This is a genomic window from Erwinia phyllosphaerae, assembly GCF_019132875.1.
GTDB classification, from domain to species: domain Bacteria; phylum Pseudomonadota; class Gammaproteobacteria; order Enterobacterales; family Enterobacteriaceae; genus Erwinia; species Erwinia phyllosphaerae.
In genome coordinates, this window is record NZ_JAHSPF010000010.1 from 1 (window position 1) to 24,359 (window position 24,359).

At 51.3% G+C, this 24,359-nt stretch carries 40 protein-coding genes; 6 read left to right on the plus strand and 34 right to left on the minus strand.

What is annotated here, in order from left to right:
* The first annotated feature begins 349 nt into the window (after positions 1 to 349).
* Positions 350 to 904: a gamma carbonic anhydrase family protein gene (locus KUE00_RS16555; RefSeq protein ID WP_246761035.1), complete on the plus strand. Its 555-nt coding sequence runs from the start codon at positions 350 to 352 to the stop codon at positions 902 to 904.
* Here KUE00_RS16555 and KUE00_RS16560 read toward each other — a convergent pair.
* The 6 genes from KUE00_RS16560 to dprA are packed head-to-tail and all read right to left on the minus strand — an operon-like array spanning position 880 to position 4,661.
* On the minus strand, positions 880 to 1,131 hold the full coding sequence (locus tag KUE00_RS16560) for a DUF1488 family protein (RefSeq protein ID WP_246761037.1): 252 nt from the start codon (positions 1,129 to 1,131) through the stop codon (positions 880 to 882). The two genes, KUE00_RS16555 and KUE00_RS16560, sit on opposite strands and share 25 nt — an antisense overlap.
* Positions 1,128 to 1,946 (minus strand): shikimate dehydrogenase, encoded by an 819-nt coding sequence (gene aroE, locus KUE00_RS16565; RefSeq protein WP_246761039.1) that lies wholly within the window; start codon positions 1,944 to 1,946, stop codon positions 1,128 to 1,130. The genes KUE00_RS16560 and aroE overlap by 4 nt, the downstream gene beginning before the upstream one ends.
* A 3-nt stretch (positions 1,947 to 1,949) precedes the next feature.
* Positions 1,950 to 2,519 (minus strand): L-threonylcarbamoyladenylate synthase type 1 TsaC, encoded by a 570-nt coding sequence (tsaC, locus tag KUE00_RS16570; protein ID WP_246761041.1) that lies wholly within the window; start codon positions 2,517 to 2,519, stop codon positions 1,950 to 1,952.
* Complete coding sequence (locus tag KUE00_RS16575) at positions 2,512 to 3,066, minus strand: DNA topoisomerase family protein (protein ID WP_246761043.1); 555 nt, start codon at positions 3,064 to 3,066, stop codon at positions 2,512 to 2,514. The genes tsaC and KUE00_RS16575 overlap by 8 nt, the downstream gene beginning before the upstream one ends.
* A gap of 25 nt (positions 3,067 to 3,091) precedes the next feature.
* The gene (smg, locus tag KUE00_RS16580; RefSeq protein WP_246761045.1) at positions 3,092 to 3,565 is read right to left on the minus strand and encodes a DUF494 family protein Smg; all 474 of its coding nucleotides are present in this window, start codon (positions 3,563 to 3,565) and stop codon (positions 3,092 to 3,094) included.
* Entirely contained in the window at positions 3,537 to 4,661 is a 1,125-nt protein-coding gene (gene dprA, locus KUE00_RS16585; protein WP_246761047.1) for a DNA-protecting protein DprA, read from the minus strand. The genes smg and dprA overlap by 29 nt, the downstream gene beginning before the upstream one ends.
* Positions 4,662 to 4,779: 118 nt before the next feature.
* On the opposite strand from dprA, the gene def reads away from it, so the two are divergent.
* From def to mscL, 5 genes are all read left to right on the plus strand, one after another.
* A complete protein-coding gene (gene def / locus KUE00_RS16590; RefSeq protein WP_246761049.1) occupies positions 4,780 to 5,289 on the plus strand; it encodes a peptide deformylase in 510 nt (169 codons plus the stop codon).
* 24 nt (positions 5,290 to 5,313) lie between these two features.
* The gene (fmt, locus tag KUE00_RS16595; protein ID WP_246761051.1) at positions 5,314 to 6,258 is read left to right on the plus strand and encodes a methionyl-tRNA formyltransferase; all 945 of its coding nucleotides are present in this window, start codon (positions 5,314 to 5,316) and stop codon (positions 6,256 to 6,258) included.
* 43 nt (positions 6,259 to 6,301) lie between these two features.
* On the plus strand, positions 6,302 to 7,591 hold the full coding sequence (gene rsmB, locus KUE00_RS16600; protein ID WP_246761053.1) for a 16S rRNA (cytosine(967)-C(5))-methyltransferase RsmB: 1,290 nt from the start codon (positions 6,302 to 6,304) through the stop codon (positions 7,589 to 7,591).
* Between the two features lie 55 nt (positions 7,592 to 7,646).
* On the plus strand, positions 7,647 to 9,023 hold the full coding sequence (gene trkA / locus KUE00_RS16605; protein WP_246761055.1) for a Trk system potassium transporter TrkA: 1,377 nt from the start codon (positions 7,647 to 7,649) through the stop codon (positions 9,021 to 9,023).
* Positions 9,024 to 9,179: 156 nt separating this feature from the next.
* A complete protein-coding gene (gene mscL / locus KUE00_RS16610) occupies positions 9,180 to 9,590 on the plus strand; it encodes a large-conductance mechanosensitive channel protein MscL (protein WP_246761057.1) in 411 nt (136 codons plus the stop codon).
* On the opposite strand, the gene KUE00_RS16615 is transcribed toward mscL, so the two are convergent.
* The 28 genes from KUE00_RS16615 to rplB form a co-directional block, all read right to left on the minus strand.
* Positions 9,565 to 9,831: an alternative ribosome-rescue factor A gene (locus KUE00_RS16615; protein WP_246761059.1), complete on the minus strand. Its 267-nt coding sequence runs from the start codon at positions 9,829 to 9,831 to the stop codon at positions 9,565 to 9,567. The two genes, mscL and KUE00_RS16615, sit on opposite strands and share 26 nt — an antisense overlap.
* Positions 9,832 to 9,886: 55 nt before the next feature.
* A complete protein-coding gene (gene zntR / locus KUE00_RS16620; RefSeq protein ID WP_246761061.1) occupies positions 9,887 to 10,309 on the minus strand; it encodes a Zn(2+)-responsive transcriptional regulator in 423 nt (140 codons plus the stop codon).
* Positions 10,309 to 10,680, minus strand: coding sequence for a DnaJ family domain-containing protein (locus KUE00_RS16625; RefSeq protein ID WP_246761062.1), 372 nt, complete (start codon positions 10,678 to 10,680; stop codon positions 10,309 to 10,311). The genes zntR and KUE00_RS16625 overlap by 1 nt, the downstream gene beginning before the upstream one ends.
* A 115-nt stretch (positions 10,681 to 10,795) precedes the next feature.
* Positions 10,796 to 11,179, minus strand: a complete 384-nt coding sequence (gene rplQ, locus KUE00_RS16630; RefSeq protein ID WP_246761064.1) for a 50S ribosomal protein L17 — start codon at positions 11,177 to 11,179, stop codon at positions 10,796 to 10,798.
* A gap of 40 nt (positions 11,180 to 11,219) precedes the next feature.
* The gene (locus tag KUE00_RS16635) at positions 11,220 to 12,209 is read right to left on the minus strand and encodes a DNA-directed RNA polymerase subunit alpha (RefSeq protein WP_002919219.1); all 990 of its coding nucleotides are present in this window, start codon (positions 12,207 to 12,209) and stop codon (positions 11,220 to 11,222) included.
* Positions 12,210 to 12,234: 25 nt separating this feature from the next.
* Positions 12,235 to 12,855, minus strand: coding sequence for a 30S ribosomal protein S4 (gene rpsD, locus KUE00_RS16640; RefSeq protein WP_246761065.1), 621 nt, complete (start codon positions 12,853 to 12,855; stop codon positions 12,235 to 12,237).
* A 32-nt stretch (positions 12,856 to 12,887) separates the two neighbouring features.
* Positions 12,888 to 13,277 carry a 30S ribosomal protein S11 gene (gene rpsK, locus KUE00_RS16645; protein ID WP_034899652.1) on the minus strand — a complete coding sequence of 130 codons (390 nt, stop codon included), beginning with the start codon at positions 13,275 to 13,277 and terminating at the stop codon, positions 12,888 to 12,890.
* A 16-nt stretch (positions 13,278 to 13,293) separates the two neighbouring features.
* Positions 13,294 to 13,650 carry a 30S ribosomal protein S13 gene (gene rpsM, locus KUE00_RS16650; protein ID WP_048917626.1) on the minus strand — a complete coding sequence of 119 codons (357 nt, stop codon included), beginning with the start codon at positions 13,648 to 13,650 and terminating at the stop codon, positions 13,294 to 13,296.
* A gap of 136 nt (positions 13,651 to 13,786) precedes the next feature.
* Positions 13,787 to 13,903, minus strand: coding sequence for a 50S ribosomal protein L36 (gene rpmJ, locus KUE00_RS16655; protein WP_004160566.1), 117 nt, complete (start codon positions 13,901 to 13,903; stop codon positions 13,787 to 13,789).
* Positions 13,904 to 13,935: 32 nt separating this feature from the next.
* Entirely contained in the window at positions 13,936 to 15,267 is a 1,332-nt protein-coding gene (gene secY / locus KUE00_RS16660) for a preprotein translocase subunit SecY (RefSeq protein WP_124233601.1), read from the minus strand.
* A 7-nt stretch (positions 15,268 to 15,274) separates the two neighbouring features.
* Positions 15,275 to 15,709: a 50S ribosomal protein L15 gene (rplO, locus tag KUE00_RS16665; protein WP_125290979.1), complete on the minus strand. Its 435-nt coding sequence runs from the start codon at positions 15,707 to 15,709 to the stop codon at positions 15,275 to 15,277.
* Between the two features lie 3 nt (positions 15,710 to 15,712).
* Positions 15,713 to 15,892: a 50S ribosomal protein L30 gene (rpmD, locus tag KUE00_RS16670; RefSeq protein ID WP_004160569.1), complete on the minus strand. Its 180-nt coding sequence runs from the start codon at positions 15,890 to 15,892 to the stop codon at positions 15,713 to 15,715.
* Positions 15,893 to 15,897: 5 nt separating this feature from the next.
* Positions 15,898 to 16,398, minus strand: coding sequence for a 30S ribosomal protein S5 (gene rpsE / locus KUE00_RS16675; RefSeq protein WP_020322763.1), 501 nt, complete (start codon positions 16,396 to 16,398; stop codon positions 15,898 to 15,900).
* A 14-nt stretch (positions 16,399 to 16,412) separates the two neighbouring features.
* Positions 16,413 to 16,766, minus strand: a complete 354-nt coding sequence (gene rplR, locus KUE00_RS16680; protein ID WP_004160572.1) for a 50S ribosomal protein L18 — start codon at positions 16,764 to 16,766, stop codon at positions 16,413 to 16,415.
* A gap of 9 nt (positions 16,767 to 16,775) precedes the next feature.
* A complete protein-coding gene (gene rplF / locus KUE00_RS16685) occupies positions 16,776 to 17,309 on the minus strand; it encodes a 50S ribosomal protein L6 (protein WP_246761067.1) in 534 nt (177 codons plus the stop codon).
* 11 nt (positions 17,310 to 17,320) lie between these two features.
* Complete coding sequence (gene rpsH, locus KUE00_RS16690) at positions 17,321 to 17,713, minus strand: 30S ribosomal protein S8 (RefSeq protein ID WP_052902739.1); 393 nt, start codon at positions 17,711 to 17,713, stop codon at positions 17,321 to 17,323.
* 30 nt (positions 17,714 to 17,743) lie between these two features.
* On the minus strand, positions 17,744 to 18,049 hold the full coding sequence (rpsN, locus tag KUE00_RS16695; protein ID WP_062749332.1) for a 30S ribosomal protein S14: 306 nt from the start codon (positions 18,047 to 18,049) through the stop codon (positions 17,744 to 17,746).
* A gap of 14 nt (positions 18,050 to 18,063) precedes the next feature.
* Positions 18,064 to 18,603, minus strand: a complete 540-nt coding sequence (rplE, locus tag KUE00_RS16700; RefSeq protein ID WP_056232433.1) for a 50S ribosomal protein L5 — start codon at positions 18,601 to 18,603, stop codon at positions 18,064 to 18,066.
* Positions 18,604 to 18,617: 14 nt separating this feature from the next.
* The gene (gene rplX, locus KUE00_RS16705) at positions 18,618 to 18,932 is read right to left on the minus strand and encodes a 50S ribosomal protein L24 (protein WP_020322770.1); all 315 of its coding nucleotides are present in this window, start codon (positions 18,930 to 18,932) and stop codon (positions 18,618 to 18,620) included.
* Between the two features lie 10 nt (positions 18,933 to 18,942).
* Positions 18,943 to 19,314: a 50S ribosomal protein L14 gene (gene rplN, locus KUE00_RS16710; RefSeq protein ID WP_004160583.1), complete on the minus strand. Its 372-nt coding sequence runs from the start codon at positions 19,312 to 19,314 to the stop codon at positions 18,943 to 18,945.
* A 293-nt stretch (positions 19,315 to 19,607) separates the two neighbouring features.
* Positions 19,608 to 20,966, minus strand: a complete 1,359-nt coding sequence (locus KUE00_RS16715) for an 8-oxoguanine deaminase (RefSeq protein ID WP_246761268.1) — start codon at positions 20,964 to 20,966, stop codon at positions 19,608 to 19,610.
* Positions 20,967 to 21,313: 347 nt separating this feature from the next.
* Complete coding sequence (gene rpsQ / locus KUE00_RS16720) at positions 21,314 to 21,568, minus strand: 30S ribosomal protein S17 (RefSeq protein ID WP_024966581.1); 255 nt, start codon at positions 21,566 to 21,568, stop codon at positions 21,314 to 21,316.
* Entirely contained in the window at positions 21,568 to 21,759 is a 192-nt protein-coding gene (gene rpmC, locus KUE00_RS16725; RefSeq protein WP_025902044.1) for a 50S ribosomal protein L29, read from the minus strand. The genes rpsQ and rpmC overlap by 1 nt, the downstream gene beginning before the upstream one ends.
* Positions 21,759 to 22,169: a 50S ribosomal protein L16 gene (rplP, locus tag KUE00_RS16730; protein ID WP_002438716.1), complete on the minus strand. Its 411-nt coding sequence runs from the start codon at positions 22,167 to 22,169 to the stop codon at positions 21,759 to 21,761. The genes rpmC and rplP overlap by 1 nt, the downstream gene beginning before the upstream one ends.
* A 12-nt stretch (positions 22,170 to 22,181) precedes the next feature.
* Complete coding sequence (gene rpsC / locus KUE00_RS16735; RefSeq protein ID WP_002919766.1) at positions 22,182 to 22,880, minus strand: 30S ribosomal protein S3; 699 nt, start codon at positions 22,878 to 22,880, stop codon at positions 22,182 to 22,184.
* A 17-nt stretch (positions 22,881 to 22,897) separates the two neighbouring features.
* Positions 22,898 to 23,230 (minus strand): 50S ribosomal protein L22, encoded by a 333-nt coding sequence (rplV, locus tag KUE00_RS16740; RefSeq protein ID WP_000447532.1) that lies wholly within the window; start codon positions 23,228 to 23,230, stop codon positions 22,898 to 22,900.
* Between the two features lie 12 nt (positions 23,231 to 23,242).
* Positions 23,243 to 23,521 carry a 30S ribosomal protein S19 gene (rpsS, locus tag KUE00_RS16745; RefSeq protein ID WP_013204132.1) on the minus strand — a complete coding sequence of 93 codons (279 nt, stop codon included), beginning with the start codon at positions 23,519 to 23,521 and terminating at the stop codon, positions 23,243 to 23,245.
* Between the two features lie 16 nt (positions 23,522 to 23,537).
* Positions 23,538 to 24,359, minus strand: a complete 822-nt coding sequence (rplB, locus tag KUE00_RS16750) for a 50S ribosomal protein L2 (RefSeq protein ID WP_246761069.1) — start codon at positions 24,357 to 24,359, stop codon at positions 23,538 to 23,540.

A 24,359-nucleotide genomic window follows, 5' to 3' on the forward strand; every position in this document is an offset into this window, starting at 1 on the left:
GTTGCGGTAAGCGCCTTGGCGACTTACTGCGAGGTGGCGTATCTTACGCTTTCCTCCTTCAGAGTCAACTCCTTTTTCAGAAGTTTTTCTCCGGCGGTTCAGCTTCCTGAACCTCTCAACCCGGCGGCCGGTAAGCCGTTGTTCCGTGTCGATGGAGGCGCATTATAGGGATCCGTTTTCATAGCACAAGCCTTTTTTCGATCTTTCTTTTCGTTCGTTCTTTTCTTGCGCTTATCGCGCCATTATTAAACAAGATGTGCATAAATGACGCTAATTCCCCCCACCACTGTTGCTCCTTTACCGCCTGTCGCACTACGCTGTGGCGATCCTTTTAAAGAAAGAGGTACCTATGACCACAAATTTACGCCCTTATAAAGATACGTTTCCGCAATGCGGCAAACGCGTCATGGTAGATAGCTCCAGCGTGGTGGTTGGCGATGTGCATTTGGGGAACGATGTCAGCATCTGGCCGCTCGTCGCCATTCGCGGCGATGTTAACAAGGTCATTATTGGCCAACGCAGTAATATCCAGGACGGTAGCGTATTGCACGTCACCCATAAGTCGTCTGTTAACCCTGAAGGCTACCCATTACTTATTGGAGAAGATGTTACCGTTGGCCACAAAGCGATGTTACATGGCTGCCAGATTGGTAACCGTGTGCTGGTAGGGATGGGATCGATATTGCTGGATGGCGCCATAATAGAAGATGACGTGATGATTGGCGCTGGTAGCCTGGTGCCGCCGGGTAAAAGACTGACCAGCGGCTATCTCTATTTGGGCAGTCCGGTAAAGCAGGTACGGCCACTTACTGAAGCTGAAATCGGTGGCCTGCTCTATTCATCGAAAAATTACGTCGGCTGGAAGGACGATTATCTTGCTCAGGAAAGCCAAACCCACCCCTGAGCATCTTCTCTTTCTGCTTTGATGGCTTCTTCTGCCTCTTCCTCCAAATCCCAACGGTGCTGATGAAAAAACTCAAGCACCGTTTGGTCGCTGCCATAACGACTAATCAGCGATTCGCCGCTGACAGCGCACACCATCTGAAAGCCGTTAACCAGAGCCGGAAAGCACACGGCGCCTGCCGACTCATCCCACCACTCCCGATCGGGAAACTGGATCGCCTGATTCATGCCTGTAGTTCAGCCTGCAATACGGCGATGACGGGCGCGACATCAGGGAAAACGTTATGCCATAAAAAGAACGACCAGGCAGCCTGCCCGACTAACATCCCCAGCCCATCCGCCATACGTATTGCGCCATACTGCTGGCACCAGCGCAGAAAAGGTGTTGGGCCGACCTGATAAAACATGTCATAGCAGCAGGTTTGCTTGCTGATTAATGAAGGAGGAATCGCCGGGACTTCACCACCCACGCCGCTGGAGGTAGCGTTGATAATCAGGTCAAACTGCATGTCTGCTAACTGGTCCATTGCCCGCGCGGTAATCTCACCTGCATGCTGAAAAATTTCAGCCAGGGTATGAGCTTTATCCACGGTACGGTTAGTAATAGTCAGCCGGCAGCCTAAAGAAAGCAGAGGCAGGATTACGCCTCGCGCGGCACCACCGGCTCCCACCAGCAAAACGCTATCACCGGGCTTAACCAGTTCCAGCCTTTCCAGGTCGCTAAGCAAACCGATGCCGTCCGTGTTATCGCCCAACAGTCGCCCATCTTCCAGCTTCTTTATAGTATTCACTGCACCAGCAAGGGCAGCGCGCTCGCTAAGCTCATCCACCAGCCGATAAGCCTGCTCTTTAAAGGGCAAAGTGACGTTTGCGCCAGCACCGCCCTGAGCCATAAACCCGGCTACTGACTCAGGAAAACTGTCTACCGGCGCGCAGATACGCTCATAGGGATGAGCAATATCGGTTTGCCCGGCAAAAAGCTGATGAATACGAGGCGATTTACTGTGATTGATTGGGTTACCAAAAACCGCGAACTTCTGCATTATTTATCCCTGTCGAATCAATTCACCGGTTAAAGCATCGCGAATTTCAGACGGATTGGTACGACCGCCCGTTTCGCCCTGCAGAACGGGAAAGTCAGCGCCAAATTGCTGATGAACTTCCGCTGCCGTCCGGCAAGGCGGTAAGCCAGTCAGATTCGCGCTGGTAGAAACCAGTGGTTTGCCAAACGCCTGGCAAAGCTGCTGCACGTCCGGGTGATTGCTGACCCGCACGGCCAGCGAAGTAAAACGACCGGTCAGCCAGCGTGGCGTGGTAGCCCGCGCCGGCACTACCCAGGTAACCGGACCGGGCCAGCAGGAAAACATTTTCTCTTTTTGCTCAACCGTCAACTGCGCTTCATCAATATAGGGCAGCAGCTGCTGATAATCTGATGCAATAAGTATCAACCCTTTCTCTACCGGGCGCTGTTTTAACGTAAGCAGTGCCATTACTGCTGATTCACTGTCAGGATCGCATCCCAAACCAAATACCGCTTCGGTTGGATAAACGATAACGGCCTCTTGCTGTAAAGAGGTCAGACAGACACTTAAAGAGCCATAAAGATCGTTATTCAATGGTGTTTCCTGCTGTTACTGGCTTGCCACAGGCTTTACTGGCGCAAAAACGCCGGACGCCGCGCGCGGTTTTTTTCTCAATCAAAAGGGGAAAATGGCAGAATTCGCACTCCCTCTCTACCGGCGTAAAGTTTACCGCAAACTGGCAGGTCGGATAACGGTCGCAGGCGTGAAAAGTTTTGCCGTAGCGGGAACGCCGCTGCACCAGTTTTCCCTGATGGCACTGCGGACAGGCAACGGTGGTCTCATCGGGTTTATCAATCAGCTCCGTATGTTCACATTCAGGATAACGGCTACAGGCGATAAACATCCCGTAACGTCCCTGACGCAGCGCCAGTTCCGCTTCGCAAAGAGGACAAAACTGCCCTTCCAGTATTTTAACTATATGACCATCGGATTGGTTTTTAAGGGGACGAATGTAGTCGCAATCTGGATAAGAGGAACAGCCCAGGAACGCACCATGCTTTCCTGAGCGGATAACCAGATCTGCCCCACACTGTGGGCAGGGTTCATTTTTTCGCACAGCGAAAAGCGCTGTTTTATTCATAACATTTACGACACGAAGAGGATCTTCAGTGCACTATTCCTTCATTGACGTCGAAAAGTAGCTCTTCCATCTGCTGATAGGCGTTTTCACATCCGGGAATATTAAACAGCACCATCAGCACCACCCATTTGAGATCTTCAAGATCGAAATCAAGCGTATCCAGCGCCATGATACGTTCAATCACCATTTCACGGGTTTCCAGATTCAGCACCTGAATTTGTTCCAGAAACAGAATAAAGCCGCGACAGTTAGCGTCTAACCGCTGGCTTTCTTCTTCCGTATAGATCCGCATTGAGAGCGGATCGGCCGCCAGTAAAAACGGCGCGGCCAGGCCATCCTGATAGTCCGCCAGCTTTTCCAGCCAGTTCAACGCATTATAAATGTCTTCACGATGAAAACCGGCATCGGTTAAATCATCCGTCAATTTATCCTGATCGACGCGCATTTCGGCTTCGCTATGGATATACGTCTCAAATAAATACATCAGTACGTCGAACATGGCTTGCCCTCCTCAATCGGACATAGCCGCCGGGTACAGCTGAAATCCAACCTGCTAACTCCAGTTCAAGCAGCTTAGCTACGATGACTGGCACAGGTTGGCAGGCACGTTCAGCGACGACGTCAACAGGTGTAACCTCATCTCCTACGTTAGCCAACACATCGGCAAATGGCAATGAACTATTGTCCTGTACAGAAGAATATGTTGATGAATTTTGTACAGCGGGCAGCCATTTCAGTTCACTTTGCAACTGCTCCAGAATCGTATTGGGGTGGGCGGTGAGCAAAGCGCCCTGTTGAATCAACCAGTTCGTACCTTCACTGCCGGGATTACCCACCGCGCCGGGTACGGCATAGACATCGCGGTTTTGCTCCAGCGCCAGTCGAGCCGTCACCAGCGATCCGCTTTGCATCGCCGCCTCAACCACCAGCACACCCAGGCTTAATCCGCTAATAATCCGGTTACGGTAAGGAAAATGCCAGGGAAGCGGCGCGGCGGTAAGAGGAAACTCAGAGATGACAGCACCACCCGCAGCGACAATTTCTTTTGCCAGCGAGGCGTGTTGTCGTGGATATATTTTTTGCAGGCCGCTGCCCAGCACTGCCAGCGTTCGGCCTTTTACTTCTAACGCGGCTCGATGGGCAATACCATCTATGCCCAGCGCCAGGCCACTGGTGATAGCGATCCCGCTTAACGCCAGCGCCTGTGCGAAACAGGTTCCCCAGTTTCTGCCGTAGGCCGAGCAGTTACGGCTGCCGACAATGGCAATCTGCGGCATCGCAAGCAAAGCGGGATCGCCCATGACGTAAAGCAGTAAGGGAGCATCGCTAATGTTTTTTAGCAATGAAGGATAAAAGGCGCTGTCGCAGGTTATAAGATGATGGTCTGGATGAGCCAGCCAGGCGACAGTCCGATCGATAAGAATCTTATCCGTCTCCAGAAAAGCGCTGACCTGCTCCGAATCAAGCCCTGCCTTATACAGCTGCTCTTTTTCTGTTTTTTCCGTTTTATGCAGCGTAGTCGCTAACTGCGAACAGCGGTCGACAGATAATTTTTTAACCCCCGACAGACGCAGCCAAATCTCCGTTGACGTCATAATGCAATCCTTGCTTAGCCCTTTGGTTAACGTAGCGGGAATGCTGTCAATCATGAGGCGAAATGTCTACAATAAGAGGGATAAATCTCTTATCCCTTGAACACAAATCTGGAAAGTTATGTCCGTTTTGCAGGTATTACATTATCCCGACGATCGCCTTCGCATCGTCGCTAAACCCGTTGCAGAAGTGAATGCCGATATTCAGCGTATCGTGGACGATATGTTCGAAACGATGTACGCCGAAGAAGGTATCGGTCTGGCAGCCACGCAAGTTGATATTCATCAGCGTATTATCGTTATCGACGTTTCTGAAAATCGTGACGAACGCCTGGTGCTGATCAACCCGGAGCTGTTAGAGAAAAGCGGCGATACGGGTATTGAAGAAGGTTGTCTCTCTATCCCGGAACAGCGGGCGCTGGTGCCGCGTGCTGAAAAAGTGAAAATCCGCGCGCTGGACAGAGAAGGTAAAAGTTACGAGCTGGAAGCTGACGGCCTGCTGGCTATCTGTATCCAGCATGAAATGGATCACCTGGTCGGCAAGCTTTTTATCGATTACCTTTCGCCGCTGAAGCGCGATCGTATTCGTAAAAAGCTGGAAAAACTTTACCGCCAGACCTCGCAGGATTGATGACCATCTGAAGAAGGGAACCCCGTGTCCGACTCTTTAAATATTATCTTTGCCGGCACGCCTGACTTTGCAGCGCGTCACCTTGACGCGCTATTGTCGTCCAGCCACAAAGTCGTCGCCGTTTTTACCCAGCCCGATCGTCCTGCCGGACGTGGCAACAAGCTCACTGCCAGCCCGGTTAAGCAGCTGGCTGAACAGCATAATATTCCCGTATTCCAGCCTAAATCTCTTCGTCCGGAAGAAAACCAGCAGCTGGTTGCCCAACTGCATGCCGATGTGATGGTCGTGGTGGCCTACGGTCTGATCCTGCCTGCGGCGGTGCTGGCTATGCCGCGTCTGGGCTGTATCAATGTGCATGGTTCGCTGCTGCCGAAATGGCGTGGTGCCGCGCCTATTCAACGTTCATTGTGGGCGGGCGACACACAAACAGGCGTAACCATCATGCAGATGGATCCAGGGCTGGATACCGGCGATATGCTGCATAAGCTAGCCTGCCCTATCGACGCTTCCGATACCAGCGCCAGCCTTTACCAGAAGCTTGCTGAACTTGGCCCGCAAGGCATGCTGGATACGCTTGAGCAGCTGGCAAACGGCACGGCAAATCCTGAAGTGCAGGACGAGACGCTGGTCAGCTATGCGGAAAAATTGAGTAAGGAAGAGGCGAAGCTGGACTGGTCACTCTCCGCCGCCCAGCTTGAGCGCTGTATTCGCGCTTTCAATCCCTGGCCGGTCAGCTACTTTACCGTTGAAGATCAGCCGGTAAAAGTCTGGAAAGCCTCCGTGCTGCCTCATGTCGCGAAGCAACCTGGCGAAATCATTCAGGCTGACAAAAACGGCATTCAGATTGCCACCACGGACGGCGTTTTAAATATTGAAGAGCTGCAGCCTGCCGGTAAAAAAGCCATGAAAGCCCAGGATCTGCTGAACTCCCGCCGTGAATGGTTCACCGTCGGCAACATCCTTGCCTGATTTTTCACCCGGTTTCGTGCCGGGTGCAGTTTAAAGCGATCCTATGAAAAAAAATACCAATCTGCGCAGCCTGGCTGCCGAGACTATTGTAAAAGTAGTCGAACAGGGAGAGTCGCTGAGCAATGTACTGCCCGCCGCCCAGAAATCACTGAGCGACAAAGATGCCGCGCTGCTACAGGAACTTTGTTACGGTGTTCTCCGTACGCTACCGCAGCTGGAATGGGTTATCGGTCAGCTGATGGAACGCCCAATGACAGGCAAGCAGCGCGCTATCCATTTTTTGATCATGGTTGGTCTTTATCAGCTGCTGTTCACCCGCATCCCGGCGCATGCCGCGCTGGCCGAAACCGTTGAAGGCGCCATCGCTCTTAAGCGACCGCAGCTAAAAGGCCTGATCAATGGCGTATTGCGTCAGTTCCAGCGTAGACAGGATGAGCTAACCGCTGCAATGGGCAAAGGCGACCAGCAGTATCTGCATCCAAAGTGGCTGCTGGAAAGATTAAAGCGCGCCTGGCCTGAGAACTGGCAACAAATTACAGAAGCCAATAATCAGCGTCCACCGATGTGGCTACGCGTTAATCGCCAGTACCACAGCCGCGCAGCCTGGCTGGCGCTATTGCAGGAAGCCGGCAAGAATGCCGAACCTCACCCACGTCACGCGGACGCTTTGCGCCTTGAAGCGCCTTGCGCCGTCTCGCAGCTACCCGGCTTCGAACAAGGCTGGGTAACCGTGCAGGATGCCTCGGCTCAGGGTTGCGTTGCTCTGCTTGACCCACAAAACGGCGAAACGATTCTGGATCTTTGCGCCGCGCCCGGAGGAAAAACCACGCATATCCTGGAAGCCGCTCCGCAAGCGCAGGTCATGGCCGTTGATGTTGACGCTAAGCGTCTGGCCAGGGTTAGTGAAAACCTGCAACGTCTGAATATGACGGCCGAAGTCAAAACGGGCGATGGCACGACGCCGGAAAAATGGTGCGCGAACAGGCAGTTTGACCGCATTTTACTGGACGCACCTTGTTCGGCAACCGGCGTTATTCGTCGTCATCCGGACATCAAATGGCTACGCCGCGATCAGGATATCCCGGAACTGGTTGCTGTTCAGCAGCAGATTCTGGATGCGATCTGGCCTTACCTTAAGTCTGGCGGTACGCTTTTGTATGCTACCTGTTCGGTGCTGCCGGAAGAAAACCATCAGCAAATAACGGCATTCCTGACGCGCCATGATGATGCGGTACTGTGCAGCATCGGTGACGGCAAAACGCCCGGACTACAGGTATTTCCTGACGCCCTGGACGGCGACGGATTTTACTATGCGAAACTGGTAAAAAAATAACGCCGTGGCCGGCTTGTCCGGCCTCATTATTTCCTTCTGAATAGACTGAAGCATAATGAAAATTATCATTCTTGGTGCCGGACAGGTTGGCGGAACGCTCGCTGAAAACCTGGTAGGTGAAAACAACGATATTACCGTGGTGGATACGGATTCCGGCCGCCTGCGTCAGCTTCAGGATAAATACGATCTACGCGTTGTGCAGGGGCATGGTTCCCATCCACGAGTGTTGCGAGAAGCAGGCGCGGAAGATGCAGATATGCTGGTGGCGGTAACCAGTTCAGATGAAACGAACATGGTTGCCTGTCAGGTTGCCTATTCCCTGTTTAATACGCCTAACCGGATTGCTCGTATCCGCGCGCCGGATTATCTGCGCGATGCGGAAAAACTGTTTATTCCGGAAGCCGTCCCGATCGATCATCTGATCTCGCCCGAGCAGCTGGTTATCGACAATATTTACCGCTTAATTGAGTACCCGGGTGCGTTGCAGGTGGTGAATTTTGCCGAAGGTAAAGTGAGTCTGGCCGTGGTAAAAGCCTATTACGGCGGGCCGCTGGTGGGTAATCCTTTAGCCGTTATGCGTGAACATATGCCGCATATCGATACGCGCGTAGCCGCTATCTTCCGCCAGGATCGCCCTATCCGTCCGCAAGGCTCGACCATTGTTGAAGCAGGTGACGAAGTCTTCTTTATTGCTGCCAGTCAACATATTCGGGCGGTAATGAGCGAATATCAGCGTCTGGAAAAGCCTTACAAGCGCATTATGATTGTAGGCGGCGGCAATATTGGTTTTGGCCTGGCGCAGCAGCTGGAAAAAAACTACAGCGTGAAATTGATTGAACGTAATCAGCAACGCGCTGCAGAGCTGGCCGAGCTTTTGCAAAATACGATTGTTTTTTATGGCGACGCGTCCGATCAGGAGCTGCTTGCAGAAGAGCACATCGATCAAATCGATCTTTTTATTGCCATCACTAACGACGATGAAGCGAATATCATGTCGGCGATGCTGGCCAAAAGGATGGGTGCCAAAAAAGCGATGGTGCTGATCCAGCGTAAAGCCTATGTCGATCTTGTTCAGGGCAGCGTGATCGATATTGCTATTTCACCGCAGCAGGCCACCATTTCTGCACTGTTAAGCCATGTACGAAAAGCTGACATCGTGGGGGTTTCCTCTTTACGCCGGGGTGTTGCCGAGGCAATTGAAGCCATCGCACATGGCGATGAAACCACCTCGCGCGTTGTCGGCAGATCGATCAACGACATCAAGCTGCCGCCGGGAACTATTATTGGGGCGGTTGTACGTGGAGATGACGTGATGATAGCTAATGACAATCTGCGAATTGAACAAGGCGATCATGTGGTGATGTTCCTGACCGATAAAAAGTTTGTCTCCGATGTTGAACGCCTGTTCCAGCCAAGCCCGTTCTTTCTCTGACTCAGGGGCGGAATTCATCCGCCCGCTACCCGCCTGCTCACGCTGTGCTCGCTTTCGCCGAAGTTTTCTGCATCCGGCCGTTTTTCTCCTGCCTGAACATGGCAAAAGCCGGTTCGTTTGTTAGACTTACCAACTGGCACAGGAAAGGAGATAACAATGAGTTTATTCAAAGAGTTTCGCGATTTTGCTATGCGCGGCAACGTTGTCGATCTGGCGGTAGGTGTCATTATCGGTGCAGCATTCGGTAAGATCGTTTCATCTCTGGTGGCAAACATTATTATGCCACCGCTGGGGTTACTGATTGGTGGGATTGATTTTAAACAGTTTAGCTGGGTGCTGAAACCGGCAGCGGGCGATACGCCTGCCGTTGTAATGCAGTACGGTATCTTCCTGCAAAGCGTGTTCGATTTTATTATCGTGGCATTTGCTATCTTCCTGGCAATCAAGCTGATGAACAAGCTGCACAAGAAGAAAGAAGTAGAAAAACCGGCACCGAAAGTCAGCGCAGAAGAGACGCTGCTGACCGAAATCCGCGATCTGCTCAAGCAGAAAAACGGTCAGATTTAATTTTATAGCGCTTACCGGGAACCGCCCTCAGCTGGCGGTTTTTTTCTGCCTCAGAAAGCAGAAAGCCAGTGGTAAAGTCTGCTTTACCACTGGCCTCCCGGGCTACATGTTTGTCCTTACGTCGATAGCTACCTTTACCTTTCTTATTGGCTTCGATTCGCGTTTTGAATAGCGGATCGTGCAGCAAAGCTTCTAAAGCATTATCGCGGATAACACCTTTTTTGTGCTGATACTTGGTCATTACGATTTCCTCATGTTGGTTTCGGCAAAGAATATAGGCCTGAAATGCGTAAAGATCAATCCGTCTGCGGGGACAGAGCGCCTTTTTCCAGTGCTTCAAGAATAGAGCAATAAACGCTGCTGTGAGCCGTGCCGCAGCAGGCATCGTTGAGCCTTTTTAGCGAGCGCTGCATGCGCTGTAACTCTGCGATCATTGTTTCAACTTCTGAAAGTCTGCTTTGTACGATAGTTTTAGATTCCTGACAGGTATGATGTTCAGGATCAACGCGGATCGACAGCAGCTCCCGGATCGCTTCCAGCGTAAAGCCAAGCTGCCTGCCATAGCGGATAAACCGTAGACGCTGAAGATCGTTTTCACTGTATAACCGAAAGCCGCCTTCGGTGCGGATCTCGTGCTCCATCATCTGCTGCTTTTCGTAGTAGCGAATGGTATCTGGCGTTACCTCCGCAAGCTTCGCAAGCTGACCAATTTTGTACATTATTTATCTCCAAATAGCCGCTGCTGTAAACGCTCACCATATTCCTTTCTAAGAAAACCGGTATCCATTCCCGCCTGTCGAAGTTTACTTTCCAGAAGTGCAAGCCGCCTGGCATAGTGATCGCGGGTGGCGTCTTCTGGCTCCAGGCCAGCCAGCAATTCATTTAGCTCAATGGCTTCCCGACGCATTTCCAGTTCTGGTGGCAGATAGCCCGAGTTTTTTAACAGCCTGTAGGCCGCACGCAGTTCGGCTGGCACATGGCTGTCGTCATCAAGCTGCAGCTTTTTGCCGTTACCGGGCAGGTTATCAAACTCGCCGTTTTTTTGTGCTTCAGTAATGTGCTGCTCTACCAGTTGGTCAATTAACCACATGGTCACCTCACGAATGAGTGGAAAAGGGAAAGCATAACGCGTGGCGGGAGGATGGGGAAATAACAGGCATAAAAAAACCGGGCATACGCCCGGTTTTTCCAGATTGCGGCAGATATTACTCTGCTGCTTCTGCTTGAGCTTCTGGACGATCAACCAGCTCGATGTAAGCCATCGGAGCGTTGTCACCAGCGCGGAAGCCACACTTCAGAATACGAGTGTATCCACCGGCACGGCTCGCGAAACGCGGGCCCAGCTCGTTAAACAGTTTTGCCACGATCTCGTTATCACGAGTGCGGGCGAATGCCAGACGACGATTAGCTACGTTGTCGGTCTTGGCAAGAGTAATCAGCGGTTCAACTACACGACGCAGCTCTTTCGCTTTTGGCAGGGTCGTCTTGATGATTTCATGACGAACCAAAGAGCCTGCCATGTTGCGGAACATAGCCTGGCGATGGCTGCTGTTGCGGTTCAGTTGACGACCACTCTTACGATGGCGCATGACCTTATCCTTCTCAGTGAAACCTTAACCTGTGATCGGGTTATTCATCAGCGATGCTAGCGGGCGGCCAGTTTTCCAGGCGCATGCCCAGAGACAGACCACGAGAAGCCAGCACGTCTTTAATCTCGGTAAGAGATTTTTTACCAAGGTTAGGCGTTTTAAGCAGCTCAACCTCGGTACGCTGTACCAGATCACCGATGTAGTGGATAGCTTCTGCCTTAAGGCAGTTAGCAGAGCGGACAGTCAATTCCAGATCGTCAACAGGGCGCAGCAGGATCGGATCGAATTCTGGTTTCTCTTCTTTCACTTCCGGCTGACGTACATCACGTAAGTCAACGAAAGCTTCCAGTTGTTCAGCCAGAATGGTTGCCGCACGACGAATCGCCTCTTCAGGATCGATTGTGCCGTTGGTTTCCATTTCGATGACCAGCTTGTCCAGGTCAGTACGCTGTTCAACACGCGCTGCTTCAACATTGTAGGCAATACGTTCTACAGGGCTGTAGCAAGCGTCGACTAACAGACGACCGATCGGGCGCTCATCTTCTTCCGAATGAATTCGGGCAGAAGCCGGCACATAACCGCGACCACGCTGAACTTTGATACGCATGCTGATAGCCGCGTTCTCATCAGTCAGGTGGCAGATCACGTGCTGCGGCTTGACGATTTCGACATCACCATCATGGGTGATATCGGCTGCAGTCACAGGGCCAATGCCAGATTTATTCAGAGTGAGAATAACTTCATCTTTCCCCTGAACTCTTACCGCCAGCCCTTTCAGGTTGAGCAGGATTTCCAGGATATCTTCCTGTACGCCCTCTTTGGTGCTGTACTCGTGCAGTACACCATCAATTTCAACCTCGGTCACCGCGCAACCCGGCATTGATGAAAGCAGAATACGGCGCAGTGCGTTACCAAGAGTATGGCCAAAGCCACGCTCTAAAGGCTCAAGGGTCACCTTGGCGTGCGTCGAACTCACTTGCTCGATATCTACCAGGCGCGGTTTTAGAAACTCTGTCACAGAACCCTGCATTGTGTCCTCTCTTTGGTACTAAGCTTTACTTGGAGTAAAGCTCGACGATCAGGTGTTCGTTAATGTCCGCAGACAGATCGGTACGTTCAGGAATACGCTTGAACACACCTTCCATCTTAGTTGCATCAACTTCCAGCCAGGTTGGCTTTTCACGCTGCTCAGCCAGCTCCAGAGCGGCTTTCACGCGAGACTGCTTTTTGGCTTTCTCACGGATGCTAACAACGTCATTCGGAGTTACCTGATAAGAAGCGATGCTAACAACGCGACCATTTACCATGATGGATTTGTGGCTAACCAGCTGACGTGCTTCTGCACGAGTGGCACCAAAGCCCATACGATAAACTACGTTATCCAGACGACCTTCCAGCAGAGCTAACAGGTTTTCACCGGTGTTGCCTTTCAGACGTGCTGCTTCTTTATAATAGTTACGGAACTGACGCTCCAGAATGCCGTAGATACGACGAACTTTTTGCTTTTCACGTAACTGTACGCCATAGTCAGACAGACGCGGTTTACGCGCACCGTGCTGGCCAGGGGCTTGTTCAATCTTACACTTGGTATCAATCGCGCGAACGCCAGACTTCAGGAAGAGGTCTGTACCTTCGCGACGGCTCAGCTTGAGCTTAGGACCCAAATATCTTGCCATTTTCTTTCTCCAACATTCCTAAAAAACGGGCGTTATACGCGGCGTTTTTTCGGCGGACGACAACCGTTGTGAGGGATCGGAGTCACATCAGTAATATTAGTGATGCGGAAACCAGCAGCGTTCAGAGCACGAATCGTTGATTCGCGGCCCGGACCAGGACCCTTAACCATAACTTCCAGGTTCTTAATACCGTACTCTTTCACGGCGTCTGCGCAACGTTCTGCGGCAACCTGTGCAGCGAACGGCGTAGATTTACGAGAACCACGGAAACCGGAACCACCGGCTGTTGCCCAACCCAGCGCGTTACCCTGACGATCGGTAATGGTCACGATGGTGTTGTTGAAAGATGCATGGACATGAGCCACGCCATCAGAGACTTGCTTTCTTACACGCTTGCGTGCACGAACTGGTGCCTTTGCCATTATTCAATCACCCCGATTATTTCTTGATCGGTTTACGCGGACCCTTGCGGGTACGTGCGTTGGTCTTGGTACGCTGACCGCGTACTGGAAGACCACGACGATGACGTAAACCACGATAGCAACCAAGGTCCATCAGACGCTTGATGCTCAGGGTGACTTCACGACGCAGATCGCCTTCAACAACAAACTTTGCAACTGCGTCACGCAGAATGTCGATTTGTTCTTCAGACAGCTCACTGATCTTAACATTTTCAGCGATTCCCGTTGATGCACAGATAGCCTGTGAGCGGGTCTTGCCGATGCCGAAAATCGCGGTTAAGGCGATAACGGTATGTTTATGATCAGGAATGTTAATGCCTGCTATACGGGCCACTATGCACTCCTACTATTCAAATATGCGCCCCATGCTGAAAAGCCCGTTTTCAGGATACTCAAATGGAAAACGCATAGACATACAAAAGATTGGCTGGCTAATCTAGCCAGCTCAACCCGACTTTGCAAGAAAAATATTAGCCCTGACGCTGTTTATGCTTAGGCTCGGCGCTGCAAATCACACGTACGACACCATCACGACGGATGATTTTGCAGTTACGACATAATTTCTTGACGGAAGCACGAACTTTCATTTTTACTCTCCGTAACTTCTCAAGCGCCTGAATTAACGGCCGTAGCCTTTCAGGTTTGCTTTCTTCAATGCAGACTCATACTGACTGGACATCATCAGAGTTTGCACTTGAGCCATAAAGTCCATGATGACAACAACTACGATCAGCAGTGAGGTACCGCCGAAGTAGAATGGAACTTTCATTGCATCACGCATGAACTCCGGGATTAGGCAGATGAAAGTAATGTAGAGCGCACCCACCAGAGTGAGGCGTGTCATTACTTTATCAATATACTTCGCCGTCTGTTCTCCCGGACGAATTCCTGGTACAAATGCACCAGACTTCTTCAGGTTATCTGCTGTTTCACGCGGGTTGAAAACCAACGCCGTATAGAAGAAACAGAAGAAGATGATTGCAGTCGCATAGAGTAGCACATAAAGCGGTTGACCAGGCTGCAAATACATTGAAATAGTCGTCAGCCAGTTCCAACCGGTACCGCCCCCGAACCATGACGCGATGGTCGCCGGGAACAAAATAATGCTGGAAGCAAAGATTGCCGGGATAACCCCTGCCATGTTCACTTTCAACGGTAAATGTGTGCTCTGCGCAGCATAGACACGACGGCCTTGCTGACGTTTCGCATAGTTCACCACAATGCGGCGTTGACCACGCTCAACGAAAACAACGAAGAAGGTCACTGCAAATACAAGAACTGCAACCAACAGTAACAGGAGGAAGTGCAGGTCGCCTTGCCGCGCTTGCTCGATGGTATGGCCAATGGCCGGCGGTAATCCCGCAACGATACCAGCGAAGATTATGATAGAGATACCGTTGCCGATACCTCGCTCAGTAATCTGTTCGCCCAGCCACATCAGGAACATTGTCCCGGTCACCAGGCTTACAACAGCGGTAAAGTAGAAGGCAAAGCCTGGATTTAACACCAGGCCCTGCATTCCAGGCATATTCGGCAGACCGGTAGCAATACCGATAGACTGAAATATACCCAGTACCAGTGTGCCGTAGCGGGTGTACTGGCTAATCTTACGACGGCCAGCCTCCCCTTCTTTCTTTATTTCTGCCAGCGCGGGATGAACCACGGTCAGCAGCTGGATAATAATAGAGGCCGAAATATACGGCATAATACCCAGGGCAAAGATAGAAGCACGGCTCAGAGCACCACCAGAGAACATGTTAAACATTTCAATGATGGTGCCACGCTGTTGCTCAAGCAGTTTGGCAAGTACAGTGGCATCGATACCAGGGATTGGAATAAAAGAGCCAATGCGGAAAACAATCAGCGCACCAATCACAAACAGAAGTCTGCGTTTTAGTTCGCCAAAACCACCTTTGGCACTTTGAAAATCTAATCCCGGTTGCTTAGCCATCTGCTACTTATTCCTCAATTTTACCGCCAGCAGCTTCGATTGCAGCACGAGCGCCTTTAGTGACACGCAGACCGCGAACCGTTACCGGTGCAGAGACTTCGCCAGACAGGATAACCTTAGCGAATTCAATCTGAATACCGATAATGTTGGCTGCTTTCAGCGTGTTCAGGTCGACGATCCCGCCTTCAACTTTCGCCAGGTCAGACAGACGAACTTCTGTCGTAACCATTGATTTGCGAGAGGTGAAACCGAATTTCGGCAGACGACGGTACAGAGGCATCTGGCCACCTTCGAACCCGCGACGTACGCCACCGCCAGAACGAGAGTTCTGACCTTTGTGACCACGACCACCGGTTTTACCGAGGCCAGAACCGATACCACGACCCAGACGCTTGGAAGCGTGTTTAGACCCGTCGGCCGGAGACAGAGTATTTAAACGCATCTGTTACTCCTCCACTTTAACCATGTAGGAAATCGCGTTAACCATACCGCGTACAGCTGGCGTGTCTTCACGCTCTACGGTGTGGTTAATACGACGCAGACCCAGGCCAAGCAGCGTTGCCTTGTGTTTCGGCAAACGTCCGATCGAACTGCGGGTTTGAGTAATTTTAATAGTCTTAGCCATGGTCATTACCCCAGAATGTCTTCAACGGATTTGCCACGCTTGGCAGCGACCATTTCTGGGGAATTCATGTTGGCCAGGCCATCCAGCGTTGCACGAACCACGTTAATCGGGTTAGTGGAACCGTAGGCTTTAGCCAGAACGTTATGAACCCCAGCGACTTCCAGTACGGCGCGCATTGCACCGCCGGCAATGATACCGGTACCTTGAGAAGCCGGCATCATGAACACACGAGAACCTGTGTGCACACCTTTAACAGGGTGCTGCAGGGTACCGTCGTTCAGCGCGACGTTAATCATATTGCGACGGGCTTTTTCCATCGCTTTCTGGATCGCTGCTGGAACTTCACGCGCTTTACCGTAACCAAAACCGATGCGACCGTTACCGTCACCTACCACTGTCAGAGCAGTGAAAGAGAAGATACGACCACCTTTAACGGTTTTCGATACGCGATTTACCGCGATCAGCTTTTCCTGCAGTTCGCCAGCTTGTTTTTCGATGTGTGCCATCTTACACCTCTACCTTAGAACTGTAGGCCAGCTTCACGGGCAGCATCTGCCAGTGCCTGGACACGACCATGATATTGGAAACCAGAGCGGTCGAAAGAAACACCAGTGATGCCTTTTTCGATTGCGCGCTCAGCGACTGCTTTACCAACAGCTGCGGCGGCGTCTTTGTTTCCGGTGTACTTCAGTTGCTCACTGATTGCTTTTTCTACTGTAGAAGCAGCAACCAGAACTTCAGAACCGTTAGGAGCAATTACCTGTGCGTAAATATGACGCGGGGTACGATGTACCACCAGGCGAGTTGCACCCAGCTCTTTGAGCTTGCGGCGTGCGCGGGTCGCACGACGGATACGAGCAGATTTCTTATCCATAGTGTTACCTTACTTCTTCTTAGCCTCTTTGGTACGCACGACTTCGTCGGCGTAACGAACACCCTTGCCTTTATAAGGCTCAGGACGACGGTAGGCGCGCAGATCGGCTGCAACCTGACCAATCAGCTGTTTATCAGCGCCTTTCAGCACGATCTCAGTCTGAGTTGGACATTCAGCAGTGATTCCCGCAGGCAGCGCGTGTTCAACAGGGTGAGAAAAGCCCAGGGCCAGACTCACAGCGTTGCCTTTAACGGCCGCACGATAACCTACACCAACCAGCTGCAGCTTCTTGGTGAAGCCTTCGGTAACACCGATAACCATACTGTTCAGCAGTGCGCGAGAAGTACCAGCCTGTGCCCAACCGTCTGTGAAACCTTCGCGCGGAGCGAAAGTCAGAGCGTTGTCAGCATGCTTAACTTCTACAGCATTGTTGAGAGTACGAGTCAGCTCGCCGTTTTTACCTTTAATCGAAATAACCTGACCGTCGAGTTTTACCTCTACGCCGGCAGGAATGACGACAGGTGCTTTAGCAACACGAGACATTCTTTCCTCCGTTAAGCTACGTAGCAGATAATTTCGCCACCAAGACCAGCCTGGCGCGCTGCACGATCGGTCATAACACCTTTAGAGGTAGAAACAACAGCGATACCCAGTCCAGCCATTACTTTTGGCAGTTCGTCTTTGCGTTTGTAGATACGCAGACCTGGACGGCTTACACGCTGAATGCTTTCTACCACAGCCTTACCCTGGAAATACTTAAGAGTCAGTTCCAGTTCTGGCTTGGTGTCGCCTTCGATTTTAAATTCTTCAATATATCCTTCTTCCTTCAGCACGTTGGCAATTGCCACTTTCAGCTTGGAGGAAGGCATGGTGACCGCAACTTTGTTCGCGGCCTGACCGTTACGGATACGGGTCAGCATATCCGCGATCGGATCTTGCATGCTCATCTGTCTTTACTCCCGTGATTCAATTGGTAATTACCAGCTAGCCTTTTTCAAGCCAGGTACTTCACCGCGCATAGCGGCTTCACGCAACTTGATACGGCTCAACCCGAATTTGCCCACATAACCATGTGGACGGCCAGTTTGGCGGCAGCGGTTACGCTGACGGGACGGGCTGGAATCACGCGGCAGAGTTTGCAGCTTGAGAACTGCATTCCAACGTTCTTCGTCGGATGAGTTCACACTAGAGATGATAGCTTTTAATTCCTCGCGTTTAGCGCGGTATTTATCAGCCAGTTTTACGCGAACGACTTCGCGTGCCTTCATCGATTGCTTAGCCATGAAGTAACCCTACCTTACTTGCGGAACGGGAAGTCAAAGGCAGCCAGCAGAGCACGGCCTTCATCGTCAGATTTCGCAGTAGTGGTAATGGTAATATCCAAACCACGAACGCGATCGACTTTGTCATAGTCGATTTCTGGGAAGATGATCTGCTCACGAACGCCCATGCTGTAGTTACCACGACCGTCGAATGACTTAGCGGACAAGCCACGGAAGTCACGGATACGCGGTACAGCAATAGAGATCAGACGCTCAAAGAACTCCCACATGCGCTCGCCACGCAGAGTCACTTTACAGCCGATCGGATAGCCCTGACGGATTTTGAAGCCTGCAACTGATTTGCGTGCTTTGGTGATAAACGGCTTTTGACCGGAGATTGCTGCCAGATCTGCTGCTGCGTTATCCAGCAGTTTCTTGTCAGCGATCGCTTCACCAACACCCATGTTCAGGGTGATCTTCTCGACCCGAGGGACTTGCATGACAGAATTGTAGCTAAACTCAGTCATGAGTTTTTTAACTACTTCGTCTTTGTAGTAATCATGCAGTTTCGCCATCGTACTACTCCAAATTACTTGATAGTTTCGCTGTTAGACTTGAAGAAACGGACTTTTTTGCCGTCTTCGAATCTAAAGCCTACACGGTCAGCCTTGCCGGTGGCAGTGTTGTAAAGTGCAACGTTGGAAACCTGAATAGCGGCTTCTTTTTCAACGATGCCACCTGGTTGGTTCAGAGCCGGAACCGGCTTCTGATGTTTCTTCACCAGGTTGATACCTTCAACAATGACCTTGCCAGAAGACAGGACATTTTTAACTTTACCGCGCTTACCTTTATCTTTGCCGGTCAGCACGATAACTTCGTCATCGCGACGGATTTTAGCTGCCATTTTTCGCTCCTTAGAGTACTTCTGGTGCCAGAGAGATAATTTTCATGAACTTTTCAGTACGAAGTTCACGAGTTACCGGCCCAAAAATACGCGTTCCGATAGGCTGCTCGCTGTTATTGTTCAGAATAACGCATGCATTACCATCGAAGCGAATGACAGAACCGTCCGGGCGACGAACACCCTTCCTGGTGCGCACCACTACCGCCTTCAGCACATCACCTTTCTTAACCTTACCGCGAGGAATTGCTTCCTTGATGGTAATTTTGATGATATCGCCTACGCCTGCGTAGCGACGGTGCGAGCCACCCAGAACCTTGATACACATTACGCGACGTGCACCGGAGTTGTCGGCGACGTTCAGCATAGTCTGTTCTTGGATCATTTTAGTGCTCCGCTAATGTCAACTACTACTTCGGGACCTGATTCAGGTCGTATAAAAGCCCCATTATTGAGGGCGCAGCATTATAACACCGCTTCTCGCATATGGGTAGAAAAAATAAACGACTCATATCGAGTCGATATTTGATCCTCGAATTGAGGAACGCGACATTCTAAGGAATTGTTCATCCGGTAGCAATCGTAATCTGCACACTTCTTCAGCTTGTTGGGGTTTATCGTTATAAATCTGAAGCCGCCCCGAAAAAATGGCGGCTTTGTGAACGGCCAGACGTCAGCTTAAGGATAAAGCGTAGAGGCCAGCCTGTTATGTTCTGCAACGATTTGCGCTAAGTCCACCAGGGCAAGCTGTCCTTTGTCTATAATAATCCGCCCGTTGATAATGCTGTAGGCTACGGTTCCGGGGTTACAAAAAACCAGTGCGGCAAGGGGATCGTGACCTGTGCCCGCCAGTCCCGGCCGATTGAGATCGAAAACAGCGATATCCGCCATCATGCCCGGAGCTATAGCTCCCACGTCATCCCGGTTAAGAACTCTGGCCCCGCCAAGCGTAGCCAGCTCAAGCGCCTGTCTGGCCGTCAATGCATCAGGGCCAAAGCCAACCCGCTGTAACAGCAGCGCCTGACGGACTTCTGCTATCATGTCTGCCGTGTCGTTCGATGCCGAACCGTCAACACCCAGCCCAACATTTATACCCTTATCTAACATTTTTCTGACTGGCGCGATGCCGGAGGCCAGACGCATATTTGAACATGGACAATGCGCCACGCCAGTACCGGTACGCGCAAAAAGCTCAATCCCATAATCGTCCAGCTTAACGCAGTGAGCGTGCCAGACATCCCGCCCTACCCATCCTAAGTCCTCGACATACTGCGCCGGCGTGCGGTTAAACTTTTCCCGGCTGTAGCGGACATCGTTATCGTTTTCTGCCAGGTGCGTATGCATGGAGACGTTATAGCTACGCGCCAGGCTTGCCGACTCCTTCATGAGATTTTGGCTAACGGAAAAGGGTGAACAGGGCGCAACTACAATACGCACCATGGCTCCCGGAGAAGCATCATGGTAGCGTTCAATAACCCGCTGCGTATCCGCAAGGATTGCCGCTTCATTTTCTACCAGCGAGTCTGGCGGTAATCCTCCCTTACTTTGCCCAACACTCATACTGCCCCGGCTGGCATGAAAGCGCATGCCCATAATGGCAGCAGCTTCAATACTGTCATCCAGCCGACAGCCGTTAGGGTAAAGGTAAAGGTGATCGCTTGAGGTAGTACAGCCTGACAGCACAAGCTCGGCCATGGACATCATGGTAGAGATACGGATCGTCTCAGGCGTCATTTTTTGCCAGATCGGATAGAGGCTGGTGATCCACTTAAACAGTTCGCCATCCTGGGCTGCCGGAATCACTCGCGTCAGGCTTTGGTACATATGGTGGTGGGTATTGATCAATCCAGGGATGACGATATGCCCCTGCATATTGATAGTTTTATCTGCCTGGCCCGGAAGTTCCGCCGCTTTACCAACGGCAGCAATGACATTACCTCTTATTAAAACACTGCCATTTTTTATTTCCCGTCTGTCAGCATCCATAGTGACGATGAGATCCGCATTCTTCAGCAATAGGGTACGTTCTGGCGACATAGCGCCAGTTGCTGTCGTAGTGGGAAAAGCAAGCCCGGCGGCAAAAAGCTCAGAGGAAGCGGCGAGCAGCGGTAAGGTTAGCAAGAGACGGCGGGTATAATCAGGTTGATTGCACATCGTCACGTTCCATGTAGGTTTCCCGATACAGGACTTATCCACGCGTCCTGCGCAGCATGCTCAGCGTGGCTGAACGGAAAAACTATTTTAAGCGCTGAGAAAGAATTTAATGTGATCCCGATCGTTACGCTTAACGGTCTTATTAAACTGAGGCAGTTTTGAGAAGGGATGTGAGAAGGCAGAAAAGAAAAAACCCCCGCAAGCGGGGGTTTTTCAGAGAGAAGAAGTTCTTACAGAACCGCTTTCTCTACAACGCGAACCAGGGTCCAGGACTTAGTCTTGGACAGTGGGCGGCACTCACGGATTTCAACCTTGTCGCCGATACCACATTCATTGTTCTCGTCATGTACGTGCAGTTTGGTCGTACGCTTAATGAACTTACCGTAGATTGGGTGTTTCACGAAACGTTCGATAGCTACAACAATGGATTTCTCCATTTTGTCGCTAGTCACACGACCTTGCAGAGTACGGATTTTATCGGTCATTACGCACCCGCCTTCTCAGTCAGTAAAGTCTTAACGCGTGCAACATCACGACGCACTTGCTTCAACAGATGAGTCTGTTGCAGCTGGCCGGATGCTGCCTGCATGCGCAGGTTGAACTGCTCACGCAGCAGGTTAAGCAGCTCAGTGTTCAGCTCTTCAACGCTTTTCTCACGCAGCTCTGTTGCTTTCATTACATCACCGTCTTAGTTACAAAGGTGGTTTTGATAGGCAGTTTTGCTGCTGCCAGCTTGAATGCTTCACGGGCCAGCTCTTCCGGAACACCGTCCATTTCATACAGGACTTTACCTGGCTGGATCAAGGCAACCCAATACTCCACGTTACCTTTACCTTTACCCATACGCACTTCCAGCGGCTTCTCGGTAATTGGTTTGTCCGGGAATACACGGATCCAAATTTTACCTTGACGCTTAACTGCACGGGTCATAGCACGACGTGCTGCTTCGATCTGACGTGCAGTCAGACGACCACGGCCAACAGCTTTCAGACCGAAAGTACCGAAGCTAACATCCGTACCCTGCGCCAGACCACGGTTGCGGCCTTTGTGCACTTTACGGAATTTTGTACGCTTTGGTTGTAACATCAGCGACTCTCCTTACTTACGGCCTTTACGCTGCTGCTTTTTAGGTTGAGCAGCCGGTTCCGGTTGTTCAACAGCAGCCATACCACCCAGGATCTCGCCTTTGAAGATCCATACCTTAACGCCGATTACACCATAAGTGGTGTGCGCTTCAGAGGTGTTGTAGTCAATGTCAGCACGCAGGGTGTGCAACGGCACGCGGCCTTCACGGTACCATTCGGTACGCGCGATTTCAGCACCGCCCAGACGGCCACTAACTTCAACTTTGATCCCTTTAGCGCCCAGACGCATTGCGTTCTGTACAGCACGCTTCATCGCACGACGGAACATCACGCGACGCTCCAGCTGTGAAGTGATGCTGTCAGCAACCAGCTTAGCGTCCAGTTCCGGTTTACGGACTTCGGCGATATTGATCTGTGCAGGAACGCCAGCGATATCCGCTACGACCTTGCGCAGTTTTTCTACGTCTTCGCCTTTCTTACCGATCACGATGCCAGGACGAGCGGTGTGAATAGTCACACGGATGCTCTTAGCCGGACGCTCGATAACGATACGAGATACGGACGCTTTAGCCAGTTCTTTCGTCAGGAACTGGCGTACTTTAAAATCGCTGTCCAGGTTGTCAGCGAATTCTTTGGTATTTGCGAACCAGGTAGAGTTCCAGGGTTTAACAATACCCAGGCGAATACCATTAGGATGTACTTTCTGACCCATTGCTAGTCTCCAGAGTCTCAGCGATCGGACACAACCACAGTAATGTGGCTGGTGCGCTTCAGGATGCGATCTGCACGACCTTTTGCACGCGGCATAATGCGCTTCATGCTTGGGCCTTCGTCTACGAAGATCTTCGTGACTTTCAGATCATCAATGTCAGCGCCATCGTTGTGTTCGGCGTTAGCAATGGCAGATTCCAGAACTTTCTTGACCAGTACAGCCGCTTTCTTATTGGTGTAGGTCAAAATGTCCAGAGCCTGCGACACTTTCTTACCGCGTACAAGATCTGCTACCAGGCGAACCTTCTGAGCAGAAGAACGAGCGTGGCGATGTTTAGCGATAGTTTCCATCTCTTCCTCCTGTTAGCGTTTCTTGGCTTTCTTATCAGCAGTGTGGCCGCGATAAGTACGAGTCGGTGCAAATTCACCCAGTTTGTGACCGACCATTTCGTCGGAAACAAAGACAGGAACGTGCTGACGACCATTATGGACAGCGATGGTCAAACCGATCATGTTAGGGAAGATCGTTGAACGACGGGACCAGGTGCGCAAAGGCTTCTTGTCTCCGCTTTCCACCGCTTTCTCTACCTTCTTCAGCAAGTGCAGGTCAATAAATGGACCTTTCTTGAGAGAACGTGGCATGGCTTATCCTCTAAAATTATTTGCTACGGCGACGTACGATAAATTTATCAGTACGCTTGTTGCTACGGGTCTTCTTACCTTTAGTCTGCAGGCCCCAAGGTGATACAGGGTGCTTACCAAAGTTACGACCTTCACCACCACCGTGCGGGTGATCGACTGGGTTCATCGCAGTACCGCGAACGGTAGGACGAACACCGCGCCAACGAGCTGCACCGGCTTTACCCAGAACGCGAAGCATGTGCTCGGCGTTACCGACTTCGCCCAAGGTCGCGCGGCAGTCAGATTCGACTTTACGCATTTCACCAGAACGCAGACGCAGGGTAACGTAGGAACCTTCACGCGCAACGATCTGCACGTAAGTACCAGCTGAACGGGCAATCTGACCGCCTTTGCCTGGTTTCATTTCTACGTTGTGTACGGTGGAACCCACTGGGATGTTGCGCATTGGCAGGGTGTTACCCGCTTTAATCGCCGCATCAACGCCAGACTGAATCTGGTCGCCAGCTTTCAGGCCTTTAGGGGCCAGGATGTAACGGCGCTCGCCGTCTTTGTACAGAACCAGCGCGATGTTCGCGGAACGGTTCGGATCGTACTCAAGACGTTCAACGGTAGCCGGGATACCATCTTTGTTGCGTTTGAAGTCAACAATACGGTAAGCCTGCTTATGACCACCACCGATATGACGGGTAGTGATGCGACCATTGTTGTTACGGCCACCGGATTTGCTGTTCTTTTCGACCAGCGGGGCAAATGGTTTGCCCTTGTGCAGCTCCGCGTTCACCACTTTAACTACGTGACGACGACCCGGAGATGTCGGTTTACATTTAACAACTGCCAT

Bases quoted from the DNA above. Each gene is read 5' to 3' on its own strand.
- KUE00_RS16555 (WP_246761035.1), top strand. From the start codon at position 350: ATGACCACAAATTTACGCCCTTATAAAGATACGTTTCCGCAATGCGGC.
- KUE00_RS16560 (WP_246761037.1), bottom strand. From the start codon at position 1,131: ATGAATCAGGCGATCCAGTTTCCCGATCGGGAGTGGTGGGATGAGTCG.
- aroE (WP_246761039.1), bottom strand. From the start codon at position 1,946: ATGCAGAAGTTCGCGGTTTTTGGTAACCCAATCAATCACAGTAAATCG.
- KUE00_RS16575 (WP_246761043.1), bottom strand. From the start codon at position 3,066: ATGAATAAAACAGCGCTTTTCGCTGTGCGAAAAAATGAACCCTGCCCA.
- smg (WP_246761045.1), bottom strand. From the start codon at position 3,565: ATGTTCGACGTACTGATGTATTTATTTGAGACGTATATCCATAGCGAA.
- dprA (WP_246761047.1), bottom strand. From the start codon at position 4,661: ATGACGTCAACGGAGATTTGGCTGCGTCTGTCGGGGGTTAAAAAATTA.
- def (WP_246761049.1), top strand. From the start codon at position 4,780: ATGTCCGTTTTGCAGGTATTACATTATCCCGACGATCGCCTTCGCATC.
- rsmB (WP_246761053.1), top strand. From the start codon at position 6,302: ATGAAAAAAAATACCAATCTGCGCAGCCTGGCTGCCGAGACTATTGTA.
- trkA (WP_246761055.1), top strand. From the start codon at position 7,647: ATGAAAATTATCATTCTTGGTGCCGGACAGGTTGGCGGAACGCTCGCT.
- mscL (WP_246761057.1), top strand. From the start codon at position 9,180: ATGAGTTTATTCAAAGAGTTTCGCGATTTTGCTATGCGCGGCAACGTT.
- KUE00_RS16615 (WP_246761059.1), bottom strand. From the start codon at position 9,831: ATGACCAAGTATCAGCACAAAAAAGGTGTTATCCGCGATAATGCTTTA.
- zntR (WP_246761061.1), bottom strand. From the start codon at position 10,309: ATGTACAAAATTGGTCAGCTTGCGAAGCTTGCGGAGGTAACGCCAGAT.
- KUE00_RS16625 (WP_246761062.1), bottom strand. From the start codon at position 10,680: ATGTGGTTAATTGACCAACTGGTAGAGCAGCACATTACTGAAGCACAA.
- rplQ (WP_246761064.1), bottom strand. From the start codon at position 11,179: ATGCGCCATCGTAAGAGTGGTCGTCAACTGAACCGCAACAGCAGCCAT.
- KUE00_RS16635 (WP_002919219.1), bottom strand. From the start codon at position 12,209: ATGCAGGGTTCTGTGACAGAGTTTCTAAAACCGCGCCTGGTAGATATC.
- rpsD (WP_246761065.1), bottom strand. From the start codon at position 12,855: ATGGCAAGATATTTGGGTCCTAAGCTCAAGCTGAGCCGTCGCGAAGGT.
- rpsK (WP_034899652.1), bottom strand. From the start codon at position 13,277: ATGGCAAAGGCACCAGTTCGTGCACGCAAGCGTGTAAGAAAGCAAGTC.
- rpmJ (WP_004160566.1), bottom strand. From the start codon at position 13,903: ATGAAAGTTCGTGCTTCCGTCAAGAAATTATGTCGTAACTGCAAAATC.
- secY (WP_124233601.1), bottom strand. From the start codon at position 15,267: ATGGCTAAGCAACCGGGATTAGATTTTCAAAGTGCCAAAGGTGGTTTT.
- rplO (WP_125290979.1), bottom strand. From the start codon at position 15,709: ATGCGTTTAAATACTCTGTCTCCGGCCGACGGGTCTAAACACGCTTCC.
- rpmD (WP_004160569.1), bottom strand. From the start codon at position 15,892: ATGGCTAAGACTATTAAAATTACTCAAACCCGCAGTTCGATCGGACGT.
- rpsE (WP_020322763.1), bottom strand. From the start codon at position 16,398: ATGGCACACATCGAAAAACAAGCTGGCGAACTGCAGGAAAAGCTGATC.
- rplR (WP_004160572.1), bottom strand. From the start codon at position 16,766: ATGGATAAGAAATCTGCTCGTATCCGTCGTGCGACCCGCGCACGCCGC.
- rplF (WP_246761067.1), bottom strand. From the start codon at position 17,309: ATGTCTCGTGTTGCTAAAGCACCTGTCGTCATTCCTGCCGGCGTAGAG.
- rpsH (WP_052902739.1), bottom strand. From the start codon at position 17,713: ATGAGCATGCAAGATCCGATCGCGGATATGCTGACCCGTATCCGTAAC.
- rpsN (WP_062749332.1), bottom strand. From the start codon at position 18,049: ATGGCTAAGCAATCGATGAAGGCACGCGAAGTCGTTCGCGTAAAACTG.
- rplE (WP_056232433.1), bottom strand. From the start codon at position 18,603: ATGGCGAAACTGCATGATTACTACAAAGACGAAGTAGTTAAAAAACTC.
- rplX (WP_020322770.1), bottom strand. From the start codon at position 18,932: ATGGCAGCTAAAATCCGTCGCGATGACGAAGTTATCGTGCTGACCGGC.
- rplN (WP_004160583.1), bottom strand. From the start codon at position 19,314: ATGATCCAAGAACAGACTATGCTGAACGTCGCCGACAACTCCGGTGCA.
- KUE00_RS16715 (WP_246761268.1), bottom strand. From the start codon at position 20,966: ATGTCGCCAGAACGTACCCTATTGCTGAAGAATGCGGATCTCATCGTC.
- rpsQ (WP_024966581.1), bottom strand. From the start codon at position 21,568: ATGACCGATAAAATCCGTACTCTGCAAGGTCGTGTGACTAGCGACAAA.
- rpmC (WP_025902044.1), bottom strand. From the start codon at position 21,759: ATGAAAGCAACAGAGCTGCGTGAGAAAAGCGTTGAAGAGCTGAACACT.
- rplP (WP_002438716.1), bottom strand. From the start codon at position 22,169: ATGTTACAACCAAAGCGTACAAAATTCCGTAAAGTGCACAAAGGCCGC.
- rpsC (WP_002919766.1), bottom strand. From the start codon at position 22,880: ATGGGTCAGAAAGTACATCCTAATGGTATTCGCCTGGGTATTGTTAAA.
- rplV (WP_000447532.1), bottom strand. From the start codon at position 23,230: ATGGAAACTATCGCTAAACATCGCCACGCTCGTTCTTCTGCTCAGAAG.
- rpsS (WP_013204132.1), bottom strand. From the start codon at position 23,521: ATGCCACGTTCTCTCAAGAAAGGTCCATTTATTGACCTGCACTTGCTG.
- rplB (WP_246761069.1), bottom strand. From the start codon at position 24,359: ATGGCAGTTGTTAAATGTAAACCGACATCTCCGGGTCGTCGTCACGTA.